Origin of the sequence: Streptomyces sp. NPDC046939 (genome assembly GCF_040644575.1) — a bacterium.
Taxonomy (GTDB): domain Bacteria; phylum Actinomycetota; class Actinomycetes; order Streptomycetales; family Streptomycetaceae; genus Streptomyces.
The window spans coordinates 155,477-172,507 of record NZ_JBEYWV010000015.1; the positions used below are offsets into that span (position 1 = coordinate 155,477).

General features: G+C 71.9%; 12 protein-coding genes. 4 read left to right on the top strand and 8 right to left on the bottom strand.

Annotation, left to right across the window (positions count from 1 at the left end; genetic code table 11):
* Positions 1 to 15: 15 nt before the first annotated feature.
* Both ABZ877_RS18600 and ABZ877_RS18605 read left to right on the top strand, forming a co-directional pair.
* Positions 16 to 1,713: a sodium:solute symporter family protein gene (locus tag ABZ877_RS18600; RefSeq protein ID WP_361071947.1), complete on the top strand. Its 1,698-nt coding sequence runs from the start codon at positions 16 to 18 to the stop codon at positions 1,711 to 1,713.
* 26 nt (positions 1,714 to 1,739) lie between these two features.
* Entirely contained in the window at positions 1,740 to 2,030 is a 291-nt protein-coding gene (locus ABZ877_RS18605) for a hypothetical protein (protein ID WP_361071950.1), read from the top strand.
* Positions 2,031 to 2,305: 275 nt separating this feature from the next.
* Here the strand turns inward: ABZ877_RS18605 and ABZ877_RS18610 are convergent, their stop codons facing one another.
* Positions 2,306 to 3,190, bottom strand: coding sequence for an alpha/beta hydrolase (locus tag ABZ877_RS18610; RefSeq protein WP_361071953.1), 885 nt, complete (start codon positions 3,188 to 3,190; stop codon positions 2,306 to 2,308).
* A 116-nt stretch (positions 3,191 to 3,306) separates the two neighbouring features.
* Between ABZ877_RS18610 and ABZ877_RS18615 the strand changes: the two genes are divergently transcribed.
* Positions 3,307 to 5,208: an AfsR/SARP family transcriptional regulator gene (locus ABZ877_RS18615; protein ID WP_361071956.1), complete on the top strand. Its 1,902-nt coding sequence runs from the start codon at positions 3,307 to 3,309 to the stop codon at positions 5,206 to 5,208.
* Between the two features lie 166 nt (positions 5,209 to 5,374).
* On the opposite strand, the gene ABZ877_RS18620 is transcribed toward ABZ877_RS18615, so the two are convergent.
* The 4 genes from ABZ877_RS18620 to ABZ877_RS18635 form a co-directional block, all read right to left on the bottom strand.
* Positions 5,375 to 6,103, bottom strand: coding sequence for a LuxR C-terminal-related transcriptional regulator (locus tag ABZ877_RS18620; protein WP_361071959.1), 729 nt, complete (start codon positions 6,101 to 6,103; stop codon positions 5,375 to 5,377).
* A gap of 247 nt (positions 6,104 to 6,350) precedes the next feature.
* Positions 6,351 to 8,297 (bottom strand): PQQ-binding-like beta-propeller repeat protein, encoded by a 1,947-nt coding sequence (locus tag ABZ877_RS18625; RefSeq protein ID WP_361071961.1) that lies wholly within the window; start codon positions 8,295 to 8,297, stop codon positions 6,351 to 6,353.
* Positions 8,298 to 8,352: 55 nt separating this feature from the next.
* On the bottom strand, positions 8,353 to 10,176 hold the full coding sequence (locus ABZ877_RS18630) for a PQQ-binding-like beta-propeller repeat protein (protein ID WP_361071964.1): 1,824 nt from the start codon (positions 10,174 to 10,176) through the stop codon (positions 8,353 to 8,355).
* A 204-nt stretch (positions 10,177 to 10,380) separates the two neighbouring features.
* On the bottom strand, positions 10,381 to 12,189 hold the full coding sequence (locus ABZ877_RS18635) for an ABC-F family ATP-binding cassette domain-containing protein (protein WP_361071967.1): 1,809 nt from the start codon (positions 12,187 to 12,189) through the stop codon (positions 10,381 to 10,383).
* Between the two features lie 622 nt (positions 12,190 to 12,811).
* On the opposite strand from ABZ877_RS18635, the gene ABZ877_RS18640 reads away from it, so the two are divergent.
* Positions 12,812 to 13,615, top strand: a complete 804-nt coding sequence (locus tag ABZ877_RS18640) for an acyl carrier protein (RefSeq protein ID WP_361071970.1) — start codon at positions 12,812 to 12,814, stop codon at positions 13,613 to 13,615.
* A 22-nt stretch (positions 13,616 to 13,637) separates the two neighbouring features.
* Here the strand turns inward: ABZ877_RS18640 and ABZ877_RS18645 are convergent, their stop codons facing one another.
* The 3 genes from ABZ877_RS18645 to ABZ877_RS18655 are packed head-to-tail and all read right to left on the bottom strand — an operon-like array spanning position 13,638 to position 17,029.
* The gene (locus ABZ877_RS18645) at positions 13,638 to 14,537 is read right to left on the bottom strand and encodes a 4-(cytidine 5'-diphospho)-2-C-methyl-D-erythritol kinase (RefSeq protein WP_361071973.1); all 900 of its coding nucleotides are present in this window, start codon (positions 14,535 to 14,537) and stop codon (positions 13,638 to 13,640) included.
* Positions 14,534 to 15,412: a 16S rRNA (adenine(1518)-N(6)/adenine(1519)-N(6))-dimethyltransferase RsmA gene (gene rsmA, locus ABZ877_RS18650; protein WP_361071976.1), complete on the bottom strand. Its 879-nt coding sequence runs from the start codon at positions 15,410 to 15,412 to the stop codon at positions 14,534 to 14,536. The genes ABZ877_RS18645 and rsmA overlap by 4 nt, the downstream gene beginning before the upstream one ends.
* 33 nt (positions 15,413 to 15,445) lie before the next feature.
* A complete protein-coding gene (locus tag ABZ877_RS18655) occupies positions 15,446 to 17,029 on the bottom strand; it encodes a ubiquitin-like domain-containing protein (protein WP_361071979.1) in 1,584 nt (527 codons plus the stop codon).
* Positions 17,030 to 17,031: the final 2 nt, after the last annotated feature.

Here is a 17,031-nt window from a genome sequence, read left to right on the forward strand (position 1 = left end):
ACGAAGCGAGTTCCCATGCAGTCCCCCACACTGTCCGGCACGACAACCCTGGCCGAAGGGCTACGGCTGCCCACCAACGGCCTCGACTACGCGATCCTCGCGATCTACTTCGTCGTCGTCCTCGGCATCGGCTTCATGGCCCGCCGCTCGGTGAAGACGAGCCTCGACTTCTTCCTCTCCGGGCGCTCCCTGCCCGCCTGGGTCACGGGCCTCGCCTTCGTCGCCGCCAACCTGGGCGCCACCGAGATCCTCGGCATGGCCGCCAACGGCGCGCAGTACGGCGTCTACACCGTCCACTGGTACTGGATCGGCGCCATCCCGGCCATGGTCTTCCTCGGCCTGGTCATGATGCCGTTCTACTACTCGTCGAAGGTGCGCTCGGTCCCCGAGTTCCTGCTGCACCGGTTCGGCCCCTCCTCCCACCTCCTCTCGTCGATCATCTTCGCCGTCTCCTCGGTGCTGATCGCGGGCGTCAACCTGTACGCCATGGCGCTGGTGCTCCAGGCGCTGCTCGGCTGGCCGCAGTGGCTCGCCATCGTCATCGCGGGCCTGTTCGTCCTCGCGTACATCACGATCGGTGGCCTCTCCTCCGCGATCTACAACGAGGTCCTGCAGTTCTTCGTCATCCTCGCCGCGCTGATCCCGCTGACGGTCGTCGGCCTGAAGCGCGTGGGCGGCTGGGACGGCATCACGGACTCCCTCTCCTCCTCGCACGGCGACTCGTTCATGACGGCCTGGGACGGCACCGGCATCGGCTCGTCGAACCCGCTCGGCGCGAACTGGCTGACCATCGTGCTCGGCCTCGGCTTCGTCATGAGCTTCGGCTACTGGACGACCAACTTCGCCGAGGTGCAGCGCGCCCTGTCCGCGAAGAACCTCTCGGCGGCCAAGCGCACGCCGCTGATCGCCGCGTTCCCGAAGATCCTGATCCCGATGGTCGTGGTCGTCCCGGGCCTGATCGCCCTGGTGATGGAGCCCTCCCTCGGCAAGGGCGGCGAGGACGGCCTCCAGTACAACGACGCCATCCCGGTCCTCATGCGCGACCTGCTCCCGAACGGCGTCCTCGGCATCGCGGTGACGGGCCTCCTGGCCGCGTTCATGGCCGGCATGGCGGCCAACGTCTCGTCCTTCAACACCGTCTTCACGAACGACATCTGGGGCGCGTACGTCAAGAAGGACCGCAGCGACGCGTACTACCTGAAGACCGGCCGGGTCGTCACCGCCGTCGGTGTCTTCATCGGCATGGGCACGGCGTTCATCGCGGGCAGCTTCAGCAACATCATGAACTACCTGCAGACGCTGTTCTCCTTCTTCAACGTGCCGCTGTTCGTCGTCTTCATCATCGGCATGTTCTGGAAGCGCACGTCGGCCGCGGCCGGGTTCTGGGGCCTGCTCTCCGGCACCGTCGCCGCCATGGTGAACTACTTCTGGTTCTACAAGCAGGGCGTCATCTCGATCCCCTCGGACCAGGGCGCCAACTTCGTCTCCTCGATCGTGGCGTTCGTGGTGGGCGGCGCGGTGATGTTCGTGGTCACCCTCTTCACCAAGTCCAAGCCCGCCGAGGAGCTGGCCGGCCTCGTCTACGGCACCAAGGCGCCCGGCCTGGAGGAACCGCCCGCCGAGGGTGACGACGCCTGGTACCGCAAGCCGGCCCTCCTGGGCTGGGGCGCGATCGCGCTCGCCGTCATCTGCTACATCCCGTTCTCCTTCTGAGGCCCCAGGTACACGAGGTACACGACATGAGCGACCACACGAACAAGCACGTGGACGAGGTGGCGGAGCTGGAGGCCAAGTCGGCGACGGCCGCCCGCCTCTTCGACGTGCGCCGCATCATCGGCGGACTCTTCGTGGTGTACGGGATCATCGTCACGATCGCGGGCATCACGGCATCCGACGCGGACCTCAAGAAGGCCCAGGACATCAACATCAACCTGTGGACGGGCATCGGCATGCTCGCGCTCGGGTTGTTCTTCCTGGTCTGGCTGAAGCTGCGTCCCACGGCGCCGCCCACGCCGGACGAGTCGGAGTAACCCGTTCCGCTGCGTGCCAGTTGGGGGGCCGGGGTCCATCGCCCACGGGCGGTGGGCCCCGGCCCTTGCCCGCATCTGCCCCGAACGCACACATCCCGCCCTGCCGGAGTGGCAGAGCGGGATGTGGAGTGGAGCGCCGGGCAGGCCTTGCACCTGCATTTCCCCACAGGAAGTGGGGCGTCTTTCCTTAGACGACCAACGCATTGACCGGGGGCCGCTGTTGCGGCGTCCCGAACAAGATCCACTCTAACCCGTGAAGCCGATCGGCGCCAGTCTCAGCGTTTCAGCAGCTCCCGGACCATGTCCGCCACCTCGTCCGGCGCCTCCTCCGCCATGAAGTGGCCCGCCCGCGTCAGCCGGTGATCGAGGTCAGGGGCCCACGCCCGCCACACCTCCGCCGCGTCGTAACCGAGCCGCGCGCCCCAGTCCTGCTGCATCACCGCGACGGGCATGGCGAGTTGGGTACCCGCGTCCAGGTCCGCCTGGTCGTGCGTGACGTCGATGGTCGCCGAGGCCCGGTAGTCCGCCACGATCGACGGGACCGCCGCCGCACTGGCCCGCAGGTACTCCGCCCGCACCGGGCCCGGAAGCGCCTTCGGGTCGGCCGCCCACGCGTCCAGGAACGGGCCGAAGAACGTGTCCGCGCTGCCCCCGATCAGCGCCTCCGGGACACCGGGCGGCTGCGCCATCAGGTAGAGGTGGTAGGCGACCGCCGCCTGGACGCCCTGCAGGACGTTCCACATGTCCAGGGTCGGGACCACGTCCAGGATGCCCAGGTGGGTCACCGTCTCCGGGTGGTCCAGGCCCGCCCTGAAGGCGACCAGCGCGCCCCTGTCGTGGCCCACCAGCGCGAACCGGTCATGGCCCAGCGCCGACGCCACCCGCACCACGTCCGCCGCCATCGTCCGCTTCGCGTAGACGTCCGGGTCCGTGGCCTCCGGCTTGTCGCTCGCCCCGTAGCCGCGCAGGTCCGGGCAGATCACCGTGTGCTCGGCGGCCAGCCGTTCCGCCACGTGGCGCCACATGAGGTGGGTCTGCGGGAAGCCGTGCAGCAGGACCAGCGGAGGGCCGCTGCCGCCGACAGCAGCCGCCAGTTCGACACCGTCCGTCGCACCCGGCAGGCGTACGTATTCGAAGCCGGGAAGGGAGATCGTCGTCATCCTGGGCCGTCCTTGAGGTAGGGAGGGGAAACCGTCCCCGGCAGACTCCCGCCCCCCGATCAGCAACCGATCAGTGCGGCGCGCGCCGTCCCGCCCCCGCCCCGCACCATGGACCCATGCGAATCGACGTACTCGGTGCCGTGCGCGCCGTCCACGACGACGGGAGCGCCGTGGAGCTGGGCGGGCCCCGGCACCGGGAGGTGCTGGGGAGGCTGGTCGCCGCCGAGGGGCGGATGGTCAGTACCGGGACGCTCGTCGACGAGCTGTGGGGCGCCGAGCCGCCGGTCCGTGCCGTCGGCGCCCTGCGGACGTTCGTCGCCGCCCTGCGCCGCGCCCTCGAACCCGAGCGGCCGCCCCGCGACCCGCCGCGCCTCCTCGTCACCGAAGGCCCCGGGTACGCGCTGCGGCTGCCGCGCGCCGACGTGGACGTCCACCATTACGAGGACACCTTGGAGCACGCCCGGCGCCGGCCCTCCGCAGTCGACGACCTCGCCGCCGCCCTCGCCTCCTGGCGCGGCCCCGCCTACGCCGACGTACCCGACTCCCTGTGGGCCCAGCGCGAGCGGGCCCGGCTCGAGGAGCTGCGCCTTGAGGGGATCGAGCTGCGGGCCCGGATTCTCCTCGACCGCGGCGACGGGGCCGATCTCGTCGCCGAGCTGAACGCGCACGTCACCGAGCATCCCTGGCGTGAGCCCGCCTGGGGGCTGCTCGCCCGCGCTCTCCACCGCGCGGGGCGCCAGGCCGACGCCCTCGCCTGTCTGCGGCGGGCCCGCGCCCTGCTCGCCGGGCAGCTCGGACTCGACCCCGGGCCGGAACTCCGGCGCATCGAGACGGACATCCTCAACGACTCCGTACGGGAAGAAGAGGCCGCCCCGTCGTTCGGTGGCCGGCTCGGGCCCCGTACCACCGTCGACCTCGCCCGGACCCTCGCCCTCGCCGGTGGTGACGCCCTGGTGCACGCGCGGCGTGACCGGCTCGCCGCCGTCCGGGCCGCCGAACGCACCGGGGACCTCCTCCTCACCGCCCGCGTCATCGGCGCCTACGACGTGCCCGCCCTCTGGAGCCGCGCCGACGATCCCGGACAGTCCCGCGCCGTCGTCGCCGCCGCCGAGCGCACCCTCGACGCCCTCGGGGCCAACGGACCCGCCGACCTCCGCGTCCGCCTCCTCGCCACCATCGCCGTCGAGAGCCGCAGCGCCGACGCGACACCGGAAGAGGCCGAGCGGGCTCGGCGGGCGGCCCGGCGGTCCGAGGCCCTGGCGCGCGCCTCCGGTGACCCCGCCCTGCTCGTCTTCGCCCTCAACGGAGTTTTTCTACAGTCCTTCCAGCGGTGCGGGCTCGCCCCCGCACGGGACCGGATCGGCGCCGAGATCCTCGACCTCGCCACCCGCCACGACCTGCCGCGCTTCGCCGTGCTCGGGCGGCTGATCCGCTTGCAGTCCGCCTCCGCCCTCGGTGACCTCGACGCCGCCGCCTCGCACGCCGAGGCCGCCGAGCGGCTCGCCGCCGCCATCGAGTCGCCGCTCGTGCCGGTCCTCGCCGACTGGTTCCGGGCGCGCCGGGCCGCGGAGTCCAGCGCCACGGACGCCGCCGCCCGCTATCGCGCCGCCGAGGAGCGGCTGCGTACGGCCGGGATGCCGGGTCTGCACCGCGGCCTCTTCCCCCTCGCCCTCCTCGGGCTCCGGCTGCTGCACGACCGGCCCGCGCCCACCGATCACCGGCTGGACTGGGGACCGTACGAGCCGTGGGCGCGGCCTCTCGTCCTCCTCGCCCAGGGCCGGGACGCGGACGCCCGTACGGCCCTGCGCGCCCAGCCGGAACCGGCACACGATCATCTGCAAGAGGCCATGTGGTGTCTCACCGCCCGCGCCGCCGTGGTCCTCGGCGCGCGGGACATCGCCGGCCGCGCCGCCGACGCCTTGCGTGACGCCCGTACCGAACAGGCGGGCGCCGCCAGCGGGTTGCTCACTCTTGGGTCCGTGGCCCGGTACCTCGGCGAAGTGGACGCCATGGCCTGAACGCACATGTCCCGCCCTGCCGGAGCGGCAGGGCGGGACATGGAGTGGAGCGCCGGGCAGGCCTTGCACCTGCATTTCCCCGCAGGAAGCGGGGCGTCTTTCCTTGGACCACCAACGCACTGTCCGGGGGCCGCTGTTGCGGCGTTCCGAACAAGATCACTGTAGCTCACGCATCCGGTTCTGGCGAGTCCGGAGTGGGAGCGAGGGCAGGGGAGGGCGCGTGCTGCGGGATCGGGCCCGCCCTGTCGAGGAGGCCCGTGCGCGCCGCGAGCGCCGCCGCCTCCAGGCGGGAGCCGACGCCGAGCTTCATCAGGACGCGCTGGACGTGCGTGCGGGCCGTCGAGGGGGCGATGCCCATGCCGGCCGCGATGAGGCGGGTGTCCTCGCCGTCCGCGACCCGGACCAGGACCTCGACCTCGCGCGGCGTCAGCATCTGGAGGAGGCGCTGGCCCTCGTCGTCGGGTTGGGCCGCGGGGTTGAGGAGTTCGCTGAACGCGCCCTGGAGCAGGGCCGGTGCCACCGCAGCCTCGCCCGCCCTGGCCTTCATCAGCGCCCGTTCGACACCCTCTATGCGCTCGTCATGGCGTACGTAGCCGGAGGCGCCCGCGGCGAAGGCGGCGGCGATGCCGCGCGGGGACGGGACGGGGCCGAGGACCACGACCGCCACCTGGGGCCGCTCCTTCTTGATGCGGACCACCGGGTCGAAGGTGCCGGGCTCGGCCGGGGTCGCGGTGCCGATGAGGCAGACCTCGGGCGCCCGGGATATGACCAGTTCGGCGGCGCCCGCGGCGGGCGCGGCCGCGGCGAGCACCCGGTGCCCGCGCAACTTGAGGGCCGAGGCGAGTGCCTCGGCGAGCAATCGGTGATCGTCGACCACCATGAGCCGCACACCCATTGAGCAAACCCCCCAGTTCGCCCCAGAAGCTGCCTATAGGACTCCCGGGCCCCCCACGGACAGGTGAGCCCCCCGACTCTCCGTCCTCCTTCATCCCCCGGAAGCTACACGCTTGTTCGACGTTGCGCGCCCCCTACCGGTGAGAAGCGGCCCGCATTGCTGAAATTCCGGCCTTCGCGTACGCGACGGCCCCGCGCCCGGTAGGGGGCGCGGGGCCGTTGAAGGAGCAACGAGCGTAAAGCGTCGGCTACTTGGCGGTGAAACCGACCGCGGAGTCCTGCTTGTCGCCCGAGGAGTAGCGCTCGCTGATCAGGTCCTCGCCGAGGAACAGATGGCCGTTCCCGTACAGCATCTCGGACGACTTCGGCACCATGCGGCTCAGCACGTTGCGCACGGCCGGGGTCCCGGGGGTCTCCAGGAGCGTCGTCTGCTTGCCGCCCTTCGGGGCGATGGTGACGATCTGGGCGCCCTTGTCGTACGGGCCGTCCTTGTACGCGAGGACGTTGCCGCCGTCCATGCGGAGCGGGAAGATCTCGTAGCCCGCGCCGCTGTCGAAGCGGTCGCCGGTCAGCTTGCCGGTGGCGAGGTCGAACGACACGATCTCGTTGACCTGGTCGGTGCCGCTGCCGTCGTGCTGCCGGGACGGCAGGTAGAGGCGGTCGTTGCCGACGACGACGCCCTTGCAGCCGTGCACCTCACTGACCTGGCAGTCGACGTCGTACTTGTCCGGGTCGATGGAGATCTTGGCGCGCAGCGCGCCCTTGTCGTCGAGCGCGAATGCGTCGGTGTACTTGACCTCTTCGCCGAGCGCGACGCCGAAGACGACCGGCTTGCTGGAGAAGACCGAGAGCAGGTTGACGCTGCCGGCCTGGCCCGGGACCTTGTACGTCGACTTGGGCTTGCCCGTCGCCGGGTCGAGGACCTGGACCTCGTAGGTCTCCGCGTCGAAGTCACCGCACTTGCGGACGGCGACGAGCTGCTCGCCGCCTCGGTAGCCGACGTCCTCGCAGGTGCCCTGCTGCGGCTTCCACAGCGACTTGCCGCTCGTGATGTCGAAGGCCGCGCCGCCGTCGTAACCGCCGCCGACGGCCAGGGTGTTGCCGCTGATGGACAGCTCCTTGAAGGCGATCTTCTGGCCGCCCGCCCGGACACTGTTCGTCCACACCTTCTTACCGGTGTTGACGTCGAAGACCGTGATCTCGGTGCACTTGAAGTAGTCCTTCTCCTTCTTGCGCTTGCCGTCCTCGGAGAGCACGGCGGCCAGGCCCGCCTCGGTCACCTCGGGCGAGGCGCCGCAGGTCTGCCCGGACAGCGGAAGGGTCCACTTCTTGGTGCCGGAGTCCGGCTCGTAGCCGATGAGTTCGTTGAGCCCGGCCTTCACGTACGTGGAGTCGGTCAGCCACGATCCCTCGACGCTCCACACGGCGTCCTTGACCACGGTGGGCGCGGGGACCTGGAAGGCGATGTTCGCGGCGGTGCTGGCGGGGACCTTCTCCTCGCCCGCGGCGCCCTCGGAGCCGCCGCCCTTGCCCTCGTCGCCGCCCTTCTCGCCGTCGGCGGAGTTCTTCGTGTCGTCCTTGCCGCCGTCGTCGTCGGAGGAGTTGGCGTAGAAGATGCCGCCGCCGACGATGAGGGCGATCACCACGACGGCCGCCGTGATGATCCAGACGATCGGCGAGGGCTTCTTGCCGCCACCGCCGCCGGGTCCGCCCGCCGTCGCCATCGGGGTGGTGGGCGGCTGCGGATAGCCGTACTGCGGCTGCTGGCCGTAGGGCTGCTGCGGCTGACCGTAGGGCTGGCCGTACGCGGGCGCCGGCGGCTGCTGCTGCGGCGGCTGGGCCGGGTAGCCGTAGCCCGGGGCGCCCTGCGGCGGGGGCGGCGTCGGGGCGCCGAAGCCGCCGGGCGGGGGCGTGGTGGGCGCGCCGAAACCACCGGCCGGGGGCTGCTGGGGCGGTTGCGGCTGCTGTTGCTGCTCGGGCTGCTTGCGGAAAGGGTCCTGCTGCGGTTGGCCCGGCTGCTGATTCGCGGGCTGGCTCGGGGGCTGGTTCGCGGGCTGGCCGGAGGGCTGCTGCTGCGGCTGGCCCGGGGGCTGCTGCGGCTGCCCCGGGGGCTGCTGCGGCTGCCCCGGGGGCTGGTTCGGCTGGGCCGGGGGCTGGTTCGGGGGCTGCTGTGGGGGCGGGGGCGGCTGTGTCATGGCGTGGGTACCTCGGTGCCTGGAGCGGGGACGGGAGAGGGAAGGAGGGGGCGGATCAGTCGCCGTACGCCAGCATCAGCTTCTGCTGGCCCTTGACGCTGCCGGTCAGACGGGTGGCGGACAGATAGAAGCGTCCGTCGCGCCAGACGGTGTCCGGCGAGGAGATACCGCTCTCGATCTCGGCCGTGCCCGCCGGGTTCTGCAGCAGCGTCTTCGGCGTGTGCGCCCCCGAGACGGGCAGGGACACCACGCGCCCCGCGCTGCCGCTGTACGAGGCGCCCATGTAGGCGACGACGGCGCCGTTCTCGATCTGCAACGGCTTCAGCGGCAGATCGTCGGGCGACTTGACGCGCCAGCGCTCCTTGCCGCTGGTGAGGCTGATGGCGACGACCTCGTTCCGCCCGCCGTTCGTGCCCTGCGTCGGCATGTAGAGGGTGGAGGCGTCGGCGATCACGCCCGCGCAGCCGCTGATGCTCCGGTTCAGGGAGAAGAAGCCGGAGCCGCAGCGTGTGTCGAGGCCGTCGACGGAGACCTCGGCCCGCACGGCGCTGCTGTTGTCCTTGAAGGAGGCGATGTTGTACTTCTTCGCGTCCGTGTTCGTGCTGTACACGACCAGCGGGCTGACGGAGTACACGTTCCCGATGGACCAGTCCTTCGGGAACTTCCTGGTCCACAGCGCCTTGCCGGTCTCCGGGTCGAGCTGGCGCAGCTCCTCGTGCGCGTTGTCGCCGCCCGCCCCGCAGGAGGCGACGGAGATCAGCTTCGTCCTGTCACCGGTGTACGCCTTGGGGAAGCAGTTCGAGTCGTACTCGCTGACGACGAACTTCTTCTTCGTGCCGGTCCTCGCGTCCAGGGCGAGGCCCGACATCTGGCGGCCGACCATGAGGGTGTCGGTGCCGACGTAGGACAGCGAGATGCTGGAGCCGGTGCCGTCGAAGAAGTCGTTCTTGTCCTCGCGCTCGGGGATCTTCGCGCTCCAGCCCTTGGCGCCGGTGGCGAGGTCGATCTCCTGGACCTGGTTGCAGTGGGCGCGGGAGGTGGTGCCGCTCATGTAGGCGACGACGATCTTGCCCGCGTCGGACGGCGTCTTGGTGACGGCGCAGATCTTCTGCGGCAGCGTGATCGCGGGCCAACTGATCTTGCCGTCGGCGACGTCGTACCCGAGGACCTCCTTGTACGCGGCCTTGACCGCGACCTTGTCGGTGATCCACATGCCGGGGGCGTCGGCGCCGTCGCTGCCCACCTTGGGGGCGGTCTTGTACCAGAGGACCTTGGCCTCGCCGTCCTGGCGGCCCGCGTTCAGGTCCTCCTCGCCCTCGCGCCCGTCGCCCTGCCCGTCGCCCGGGTTGACCGGCGCGGACGCGGACGCCTTGGGGTCCTTGTCCTTGCCGGCGGTGTCCGTCTTGCCGTCGTCGCTGTCGTCGCCCCCGCCGACCACGGCGAACACGACACCGCCCGCGACGACGAGGAGGGCGACGGCCGCGGCCGCGATCGCCCAGGTCCTGCCCTTGACGCCACCGCCGCCACCGCCGCCGTTGCCCGGCATGGTCGGGGGCTGCTGCGGCGGGTAGCCGTACTGCGGCTGCTGGTTGTAGGGGCCCGGCTGCTGCTGCGGGTATCCGTACGGGCCCGGCTGCTGCTGACCGTACGGGCCGGGCTGGCCGTAGGGGCCGGGCTGCTGCGGGGGCTGGCCGTACGGCCCCGGCTGCTGCTGCGGGTAGCCGTAACCGGGTTGCGCCGGGGCGTTCGGCGGAGGCGGCGGCGTCTGCCCCTGCTGCGGGCTCGCGTTCGGATGCGGATGCGGATTCGGCTGCGGATTCGGCGGATCCTGCGGCGCTCCGAACCCGCCGGACGGCGGCCCGCTGGGCGGCTGAGTCATCAGCGCTCCCCCCTCTTTCCCTGCTGATGTACCGGCACGCCTGGGTGTTTTCCGGACGTTCTCAGATCGGTCACGAGGTGCGCTCAGGCCGCCCCCAGCCGCCCTTTCTATCACTCTGGACACGCATGCGAAGGGCCGGTCGATCCCCTGTTCCCAAGGGTGGACCGGCCCGTGATGCGTCTGTTACGCGCCTACACGCGGCCTTCACGCGTCATCGGCGAGTTCCAGCCAGCGCAGCTCCAAGTCCTCCCGCTCGGCCACCAGTTCCCGAAGCTCCGCGTCGAGCTTCGCGACCTTCTCGAAGTCCGTGGCGTTCTCCGCGATCTGCGCGTGCAGCGTGGACTCACGGGAGGAGAGCTTGTCGAGCTGCCGCTCGATCTTCTGCAACTCCTTCTTCGCGGCGCGGGCGTCGGCGGCCGACGGGCCGGACTTCGCGGCGGCGGGGGCGGCGGGCGCGGGCGCCGGGGACGCCGCCTCGATCATCCGCTGCCTGCGCTCCAGGTACTCCTCGATGCCGCGCGGCAGCATCCGCAGGGTGGCGTCGCCGAGCAGCGCGAACGTGTTGTCCGTCGTGCGCTCGATGAAGTACCGGTCGTGGGAGATGACGATCATGGAGCCGGGCCAGCCGTCGAGGAGGTCCTCCAACTGGGCCAGGGTCTCGATGTCCAGGTCGTTGGTCGGCTCGTCGAGGAAGAGGACGTTCGGCTCGTCCATGAGCAGGCGCAGGAGCTGCAGGCGGCGCCGCTCGCCACCCGACAGGTCACCGACCGGCGTCCACTGCTTCTCCTTGCTGAACCCGAACTGCTCGCACAACTGGCCCGCGGTCATCTCACGGCCCTTGCCGAGGTCGACGCGGTCGCGGACCTGCTGCACGGCCTCCAGGACGCGGAGCGTGGCGGGCAGCTCGGTCACGTCCTGGGAGAGGTAGGCGAGGCGGACCGTCTTGCCGACGACGATCCTGCCCGCGGCGGGCTGCTGCTCGCCCTGGGTGCGGGCGGCGTCCGCGAGGGCGCGGAGGAGGGACGTCTTGCCCGCGCCGTTCACACCGACCAGGCCGACGCGGTCGCCGGGGCCGAGGTGCCAGGTGAGGTGCTTGAGCAGCACCTTCGGGCCGGCCTGGATCGTCACGTCCTCCAGGTCGAACACGGTCTTGCCGAGGCGGGCGTTCGCGAACCGCATCAGCTCGCTCTTGTCGCGGGGCGGCGGCACGTCCGCGATCAGTTCATTGGCCGCCTCGATGCGGTAGCGGGGCTTCGAGGTGCGGGCCGGGGCGCCGCGGCGCAGCCACGCCAGCTCCTTGCGCATCAGGTTCTGGCGCTTGGTCTCCTCGGTCGCGGCGATCCGCTCACGCTCCGCGCGGGCGAACACGTAGTCCGAGTAGCCGCCCTCGTACTCGTAGACCGTGCCCTTCTGCACGTCCCACATGCGGGTGCAGACCTGGTCCAGGAACCAGCGGTCGTGCGTCACGCAGACCAGCGCCGAGCGGCGGGCCTGGAGGTGGCGGGCGAGCCAGGCGATGCCCTCCACGTCCAAGTGGTTGGTCGGCTCGTCCAGGATCAGCAGGTCCGGGTCGTCGATGAGCAGCTTCGCGAGGGCGATACGGCGGCGCTCGCCGCCGGAGAGGGGGCCGATGACGGTGTCCAGGCCCTGGTCGAAACCGGGCATGTCGAGTCCGCCGAACAGACCGGTGAGCACGTCCCTGATCTTGGCGTTGCCCGCCCACTCGTGGTCGGCCAGGTCGCCGATCACCTCGTGGCGGACCGTCGCCGCCGGGTCGAGGGAATCGTGCTGCGTCAGGACGCCGAGGCGCAGGCCGCCGCTGTGCGTGACCCGGCCCGTGTCCGCCTCCTCCAGCTTGCCGAGCATGCGGATCAGGGTCGTCTTGCCGTCCCCGTTCCGCCCGACCACGCCGATCCGGTCGCCTTCCGAGACGCCGAGGGAGACTCCGTCGAGCAGGGCCCTTGTGCCGTAGACCTTGGTGACGTTCTCGACGTTGACCAGATTGACTGCCATTTCGCTCCTGCCGCGGGGGTATCTGTCCTCCAGCGTAGTCGGGGTCCTGGGTTGGGCTTCGCGCCGCGGGTTCCCGGGGTCGCGTCGCCGGGCGCGGCACCGTCGTGGTTGCTCGCGCAGTTCCCCGCGCCCCTGAAGGCGCACTGCGTGCGCCATTCCCATGGTTTTCGGACGCGGGTCTCGTCGTGGTTGCTCGCGCCGTTCCCCGCGCCCCTGAGATGCGCACTGCGTGCGCCATCTCAGAGAGGCGCGCTCCCGTGGAGCGAGCTCCAGGGGAAGGCGCGGCGAAGCCGCAGCCTTCAGGGGCGCGGGGAACGGCGCGACCAGCCACGACGAGACCCGCACCCGTGAACCGGAGAAGGCCGCACGCAGTGCGCCTTCAGGGGCGCGGGGAACTGCGCGACCAGCCCCCACCGGGCCGCAGCCGCGTAGAACCGCTGGGGCCGCTTACGGCGGGGGCGCGTCTCGGTGGCCTTCAGGTGAACGACCAAACGGGATAAATCCATCCCAAGCCACAGCCCCGTAACAGCCCGCCCGCCCAGAACAACGCCCCGCACCCCACCCCGGTCAAACAATCCGCACCGCCCACACCGAACACACCGACCCGCGACCGGAGTACCCCATGCCGAACAAGTCCCTGCCGATCCGTCTCGCCGCCACCGCCGCCCTGCTGCTCGCGACCGGCGTCCTGACCGCGCCCGCCGCCTCGGCGGACCCCGCGCCCGGCGACCCGTACGTCATCGACGTGACGGCCGACCCGGCCGGCACCGACTACGACCACCGCACCGTCGACGTCACCGGCACCGTCACCAAGGCCGACGGCACCCCCGCGCCGAACGTGCCCGTCACCGTCCAGGAAGTCGTGCAGTTCACGACCTGGAACCCGTGGGGCGACCCGATCGACCCCAACTACTACGAGCCCCGCGACCTGGGCACCCCGGTCACCGACGCGAACGGGAAGTTCACGATCAAAGACGTCCGCATCGACCACACCACCAACAGCAGCCTGCTCAACGTCCAGCAGGACGTGCACATCACCGCGATGTGGGACGAGGACGGCGACCTGAACACCCCGCAGGACGGCTACTTCGACGAGACGACCGTGCACGCCACGCCCAAGGCGTCCTCGGTCACGTACAAGGTCAACAAGAAGAAGGTGAAGAAGGGCGACATCCTCACCGTCGAGGGCAAGGTGACCGTGCCGCGGGGCGTCGACCCCCAGGACATCGAGGTCTTTCTCCAGACGTACTGGGAGAGCCAGTCCCGTGTGAAGGTCACCACGGAGGACGACGGCACCTTCGTGATGTCCGCCCGGGTCCGCGCCGAGGACGGCGTCTTCGTGCTCCGTACGGCCACCCGCGACCTCTATGTGGCGGGGACCGAGACGAAGCTGCCCGTCACGAACACCTCGCTGCCCCGCACCTGAGCAGCGCGCCGCCGCCCGCGTCTCACCCGGTGACGAGTGAGGCGCCCGGCGCGGGGGACGGCGCCACGCGAGCCGTGCGGCAGGTCCCGGAGGCGGTCAGCGCGTCGGCGATCCGGCGCGCGGCCGCCTCGTCCGCCGCCAGGTACGCGGTCGTCGGCCCGGACCCGGAGACCAGCGCGGCCAGCGCCCCGGCCTCCGTGCCGGCGTCGAGCGTGGCCTTCAGGGACGGGAAGAGGGAGAGCGCGGCGGGCTGGAGGTCGTTGGTGACGGTGGCCGCGAGGGCGGACGCGTCGCCGGTGCGGAGCGCGTCAAGGAGGGCCGGGGAGGCGACCGGTTCCGGCGCCCGCGGCGTCAGGCGGTCGAACTCCCGGTACACGGCCGGAGTGGACAGACCGCCGTCCGCCACCGCGAACACCCACCAGAACGGGCCGTGCACGTCGAGGGGTTCGAGCTGCTCGCCGCGGCCCGTGCCGAGCGCCGCCCCGCCCACCAGGCTGAACGGCACGTCGCTGCCCAACTCGGCGCAGATGTCGAGGAGTTCCTCGCGCGAGGCCCCGGTCCCCCACAGCGCGTCGCACGCCACGAGCGCGCCCGCCGCGTCCGCCGAGCCGCCCGCCATGCCGCCCGCGACGGGGATGTCCTTGGCGATGTGGATGCGGACCTTCGGGTCGTCGCCGAGTCCGTGCCGCTCGGCGAGCGCGATGGCCGCCCGCGCGGCCAGGTTCGTACGGTCGAGGGGGACCTGGTCGGCCCCGGGGCCCGTGCAGGTGACGGTGAGGGAGTCCGCGGGCTCGACCGTCACCTCGTCGTACAGACCCACCGCGAGGAAGACGTTGGCCAGGTCGTGGAAGCCGTCGGGGCGGGCGGCGCCGACGGCGAGCTGGACGTTGACCTTGGCGGGGACGCGTACGGTCACACTCACGCGGCCGTCTCCTCGTGCTTGTGCTCGGCGATCTTCGCGAACTCCTCCACCGTCAGCGCCTCGCCGCGCGCCTGGGGCGAGACCCTGGCCGCGACGAGCGCCGCCTCGGCGGCGGCGGCCGATCCGGCCCATCCGGCGAGCGCGGCGCGCAGCGTCTTGCGGCGCTGGGCGAACGCCGCGTCGACGACCGCGAAGACCTCGTCCTTGGAGGCGGTCGTGGCGATCGGCTCGGTACGGCGGACCAGGGAGACGAGGCCGCTGTCGACGTTCGGGGCGGGCCAGAAGACGTTGCGGCCGATGCTGCCCGCGCGCTTGACCTCGGCGTACCAGTTGGCCTTGACGGACGGAACGCCGTAGACCCGGGAGCCGGGGCCCGCGGCGAGCCGGTCGGCGACCTCGGCCTGGACCATGACGAGGGTGCGCTCGATGGTCGGGAAGGTGTCGAGCATGTGCAGGAGGACCGGGACCGCCACGTTGTACGGGAGGTTCGCGACCAGGGCGGTCGGGGTCGGGCCCGGGAGCGCGGTGACCTGCATGGCGTCCATGTTGACCAGGTCGAACGCGTCCTTCTTCGCCGGGATGCGGGCCGCGACGGTGGCGGGCAGCGCGGCGGCGAGCGTGTCGTCGATCTCGACGGCGGTCACGTGCCGGGCCACGTCGAGGAGCGCGAGGGTGAGCGAGCCGAGGCCCGGGCCGACCTCGACGACCACGTCGTCCGCGGTGACCTCCGCGGTGCGGACGATCCGGCGGACCGTGTTGGCGTCGATGACGAAGTTCTGGCCGCGCTGCTTCGTGGGGCGGACGCCGAGGGCGGCGGCCAGCTCGCGGATGTCGGCGGCGCCGAACAGGGGGCCTTGGGGGTCAGGGGTGCTCACCGTTCAAGGGTACGGGGCGGCGCCGGCCGGGGATCACCCGTGCAGCCGGGGCCCGCAGTGCGGCCAGGGGCTCGTGCCGCGCCGCACGTACAGCTTCTTCGCCCGGTACGTCTGCTCGGCGGCGGGCGCCTCCTCGGGGCGGCCCGTGCCGCCGAGGGACTGCCAGGTCTGCGTGTCGAACTGGTAGAGGCCGCCGTACGTGCCGGTCGCGTCCGTGGCGGCGGGCCGCCCGCCGGACTCGCAGGCGGCCAGCGACGACCAGTTGAGGGTGTCGGCGCCGGCCACGGAGGTGGGCAGCGGCCGCGTGCCCACGCGGATGATCTGCGTACGGGGTTCGCGCACCGTCTCCGCCCGGACGCGGCGCGGCTTCTGCCTGACGCCGTTGACGGTGCGCAGCGCGTACGTGACCCGGCGCATCCCGGGCTCGCCGACCTGCGTGACGACCTCGGTGCCCTGGAACAGGGCCGGGTCGTCGATGCGCTCCGTCGCGAACGGCATGACCTCCTCGCGCACCTCCTTCCCGCCGGTCACCCGCATCACGGTGATCGTCTGCCCGTCGCGGGGGAAGCTCCGCGCCGGTACGGAGGTGGTGTCCTGGCCGTGCAGGCGGACCCCGGCGGCGTCGACGGCCTCGCCGACGGTCGCCGCGTTGGTGCGGATGGTGCGGCGGCGGCCGTCGGCCAGGACGGTGACGCTCCGCTCGGTGCGTACGTCGAGGTCGAGGCCGTGGCGCTCGATGCGGCGGGAGCGCGACGCGGAGACGTACGCGCCCTCCGCCCGCACCCCGAGCTGTCTCAGCGCCCCCTCGACGGTGCGCTCGGTCGTCCACACCTCGCGGCGCTGCCCGTCGAGGGTGAGCCTCAGGGGGCGGCCGTAGCGGACGTCGACCTCGTCGCCGCTGGTCAGGGCCGCGGTGCGGCCCGGCGCCACGACGTCGTGGGCGCCGACGTCCACGCCCTCGTCCGCGAGCAGCTCGGTGACGTCGTCGGCGAAGGTGTGGAGCGTGCGCTCCTTGCCGTCGACGTTCAGCAGGATCGCCTTGTCGTCGGCGACGAACGCGGTGGTGCCTCCGGCCAGGACCGCGACCACCAGCGCCTGCGGGACCAGCCGCCGCAGCGCCTCAGGGCGCTGCTCGGCCCTCCTGCGCCGCGCGGCCCGCCGGGCGGCGACCCGCCCGGTCACCGGCCGGACGACGGCCTCCGGCGCCTTCGCCTGCGGCGGGCGGGGCGCGGGCCGGGCGTACGTGTAGGCGGGGCGGTAGGTGTCGTGGAGGGGGGCGGAGTCCTGGGTGGGGTAGGTGCCTTGGACGGGGTAGGACTCGGACGCAGCGTAGGGGTCCGGGAGGCCGTACTGGCCGTGGGGACTGGACTGGCCGTGCGGACTGGACTGGCCGTGGGGACTGGACTGGCCGTAAGGGTTGTACTGGCCGTACCCGCCATACCCACCCTCGGCCGCGTACGGGCCCTCCGCGTACGAGCCCTGCCCGGCACCCGACGCGCCACCCTCAAACGGCACCGCCCGCGGATCAGGAACCGTCCCCGAGTACCCCCCGTACCGGGCACGCGGGACGTAGGGGCCGTACGTGTCCTCGTACGTCTCGTACGGCGTATTGCTCACGA

Bases quoted from the DNA above. Each gene is read 5' to 3' on its own strand.
- ABZ877_RS18630 (WP_361071964.1), bottom strand. From the start codon at position 10,176: ATGACTCAGCCGCCCAGCGGGCCGCCGTCCGGCGGGTTCGGAGCGCCG.
- ABZ877_RS18605 (WP_361071950.1), top strand. From the start codon at position 1,740: ATGAGCGACCACACGAACAAGCACGTGGACGAGGTGGCGGAGCTGGAG.
- ABZ877_RS18600 (WP_361071947.1), top strand. From the start codon at position 16: ATGCAGTCCCCCACACTGTCCGGCACGACAACCCTGGCCGAAGGGCTA.
- ABZ877_RS18640 (WP_361071970.1), top strand. From the start codon at position 12,812: ATGCCGAACAAGTCCCTGCCGATCCGTCTCGCCGCCACCGCCGCCCTG.
- ABZ877_RS18635 (WP_361071967.1), bottom strand. From the start codon at position 12,189: ATGGCAGTCAATCTGGTCAACGTCGAGAACGTCACCAAGGTCTACGGC.
- ABZ877_RS18610 (WP_361071953.1), bottom strand. From the start codon at position 3,190: ATGACGACGATCTCCCTTCCCGGCTTCGAATACGTACGCCTGCCGGGT.
- ABZ877_RS18620 (WP_361071959.1), bottom strand. From the start codon at position 6,103: ATGGGTGTGCGGCTCATGGTGGTCGACGATCACCGATTGCTCGCCGAG.
- ABZ877_RS18625 (WP_361071961.1), bottom strand. From the start codon at position 8,297: ATGACACAGCCGCCCCCGCCCCCACAGCAGCCCCCGAACCAGCCCCCG.
- ABZ877_RS18615 (WP_361071956.1), top strand. From the start codon at position 3,307: ATGCGAATCGACGTACTCGGTGCCGTGCGCGCCGTCCACGACGACGGG.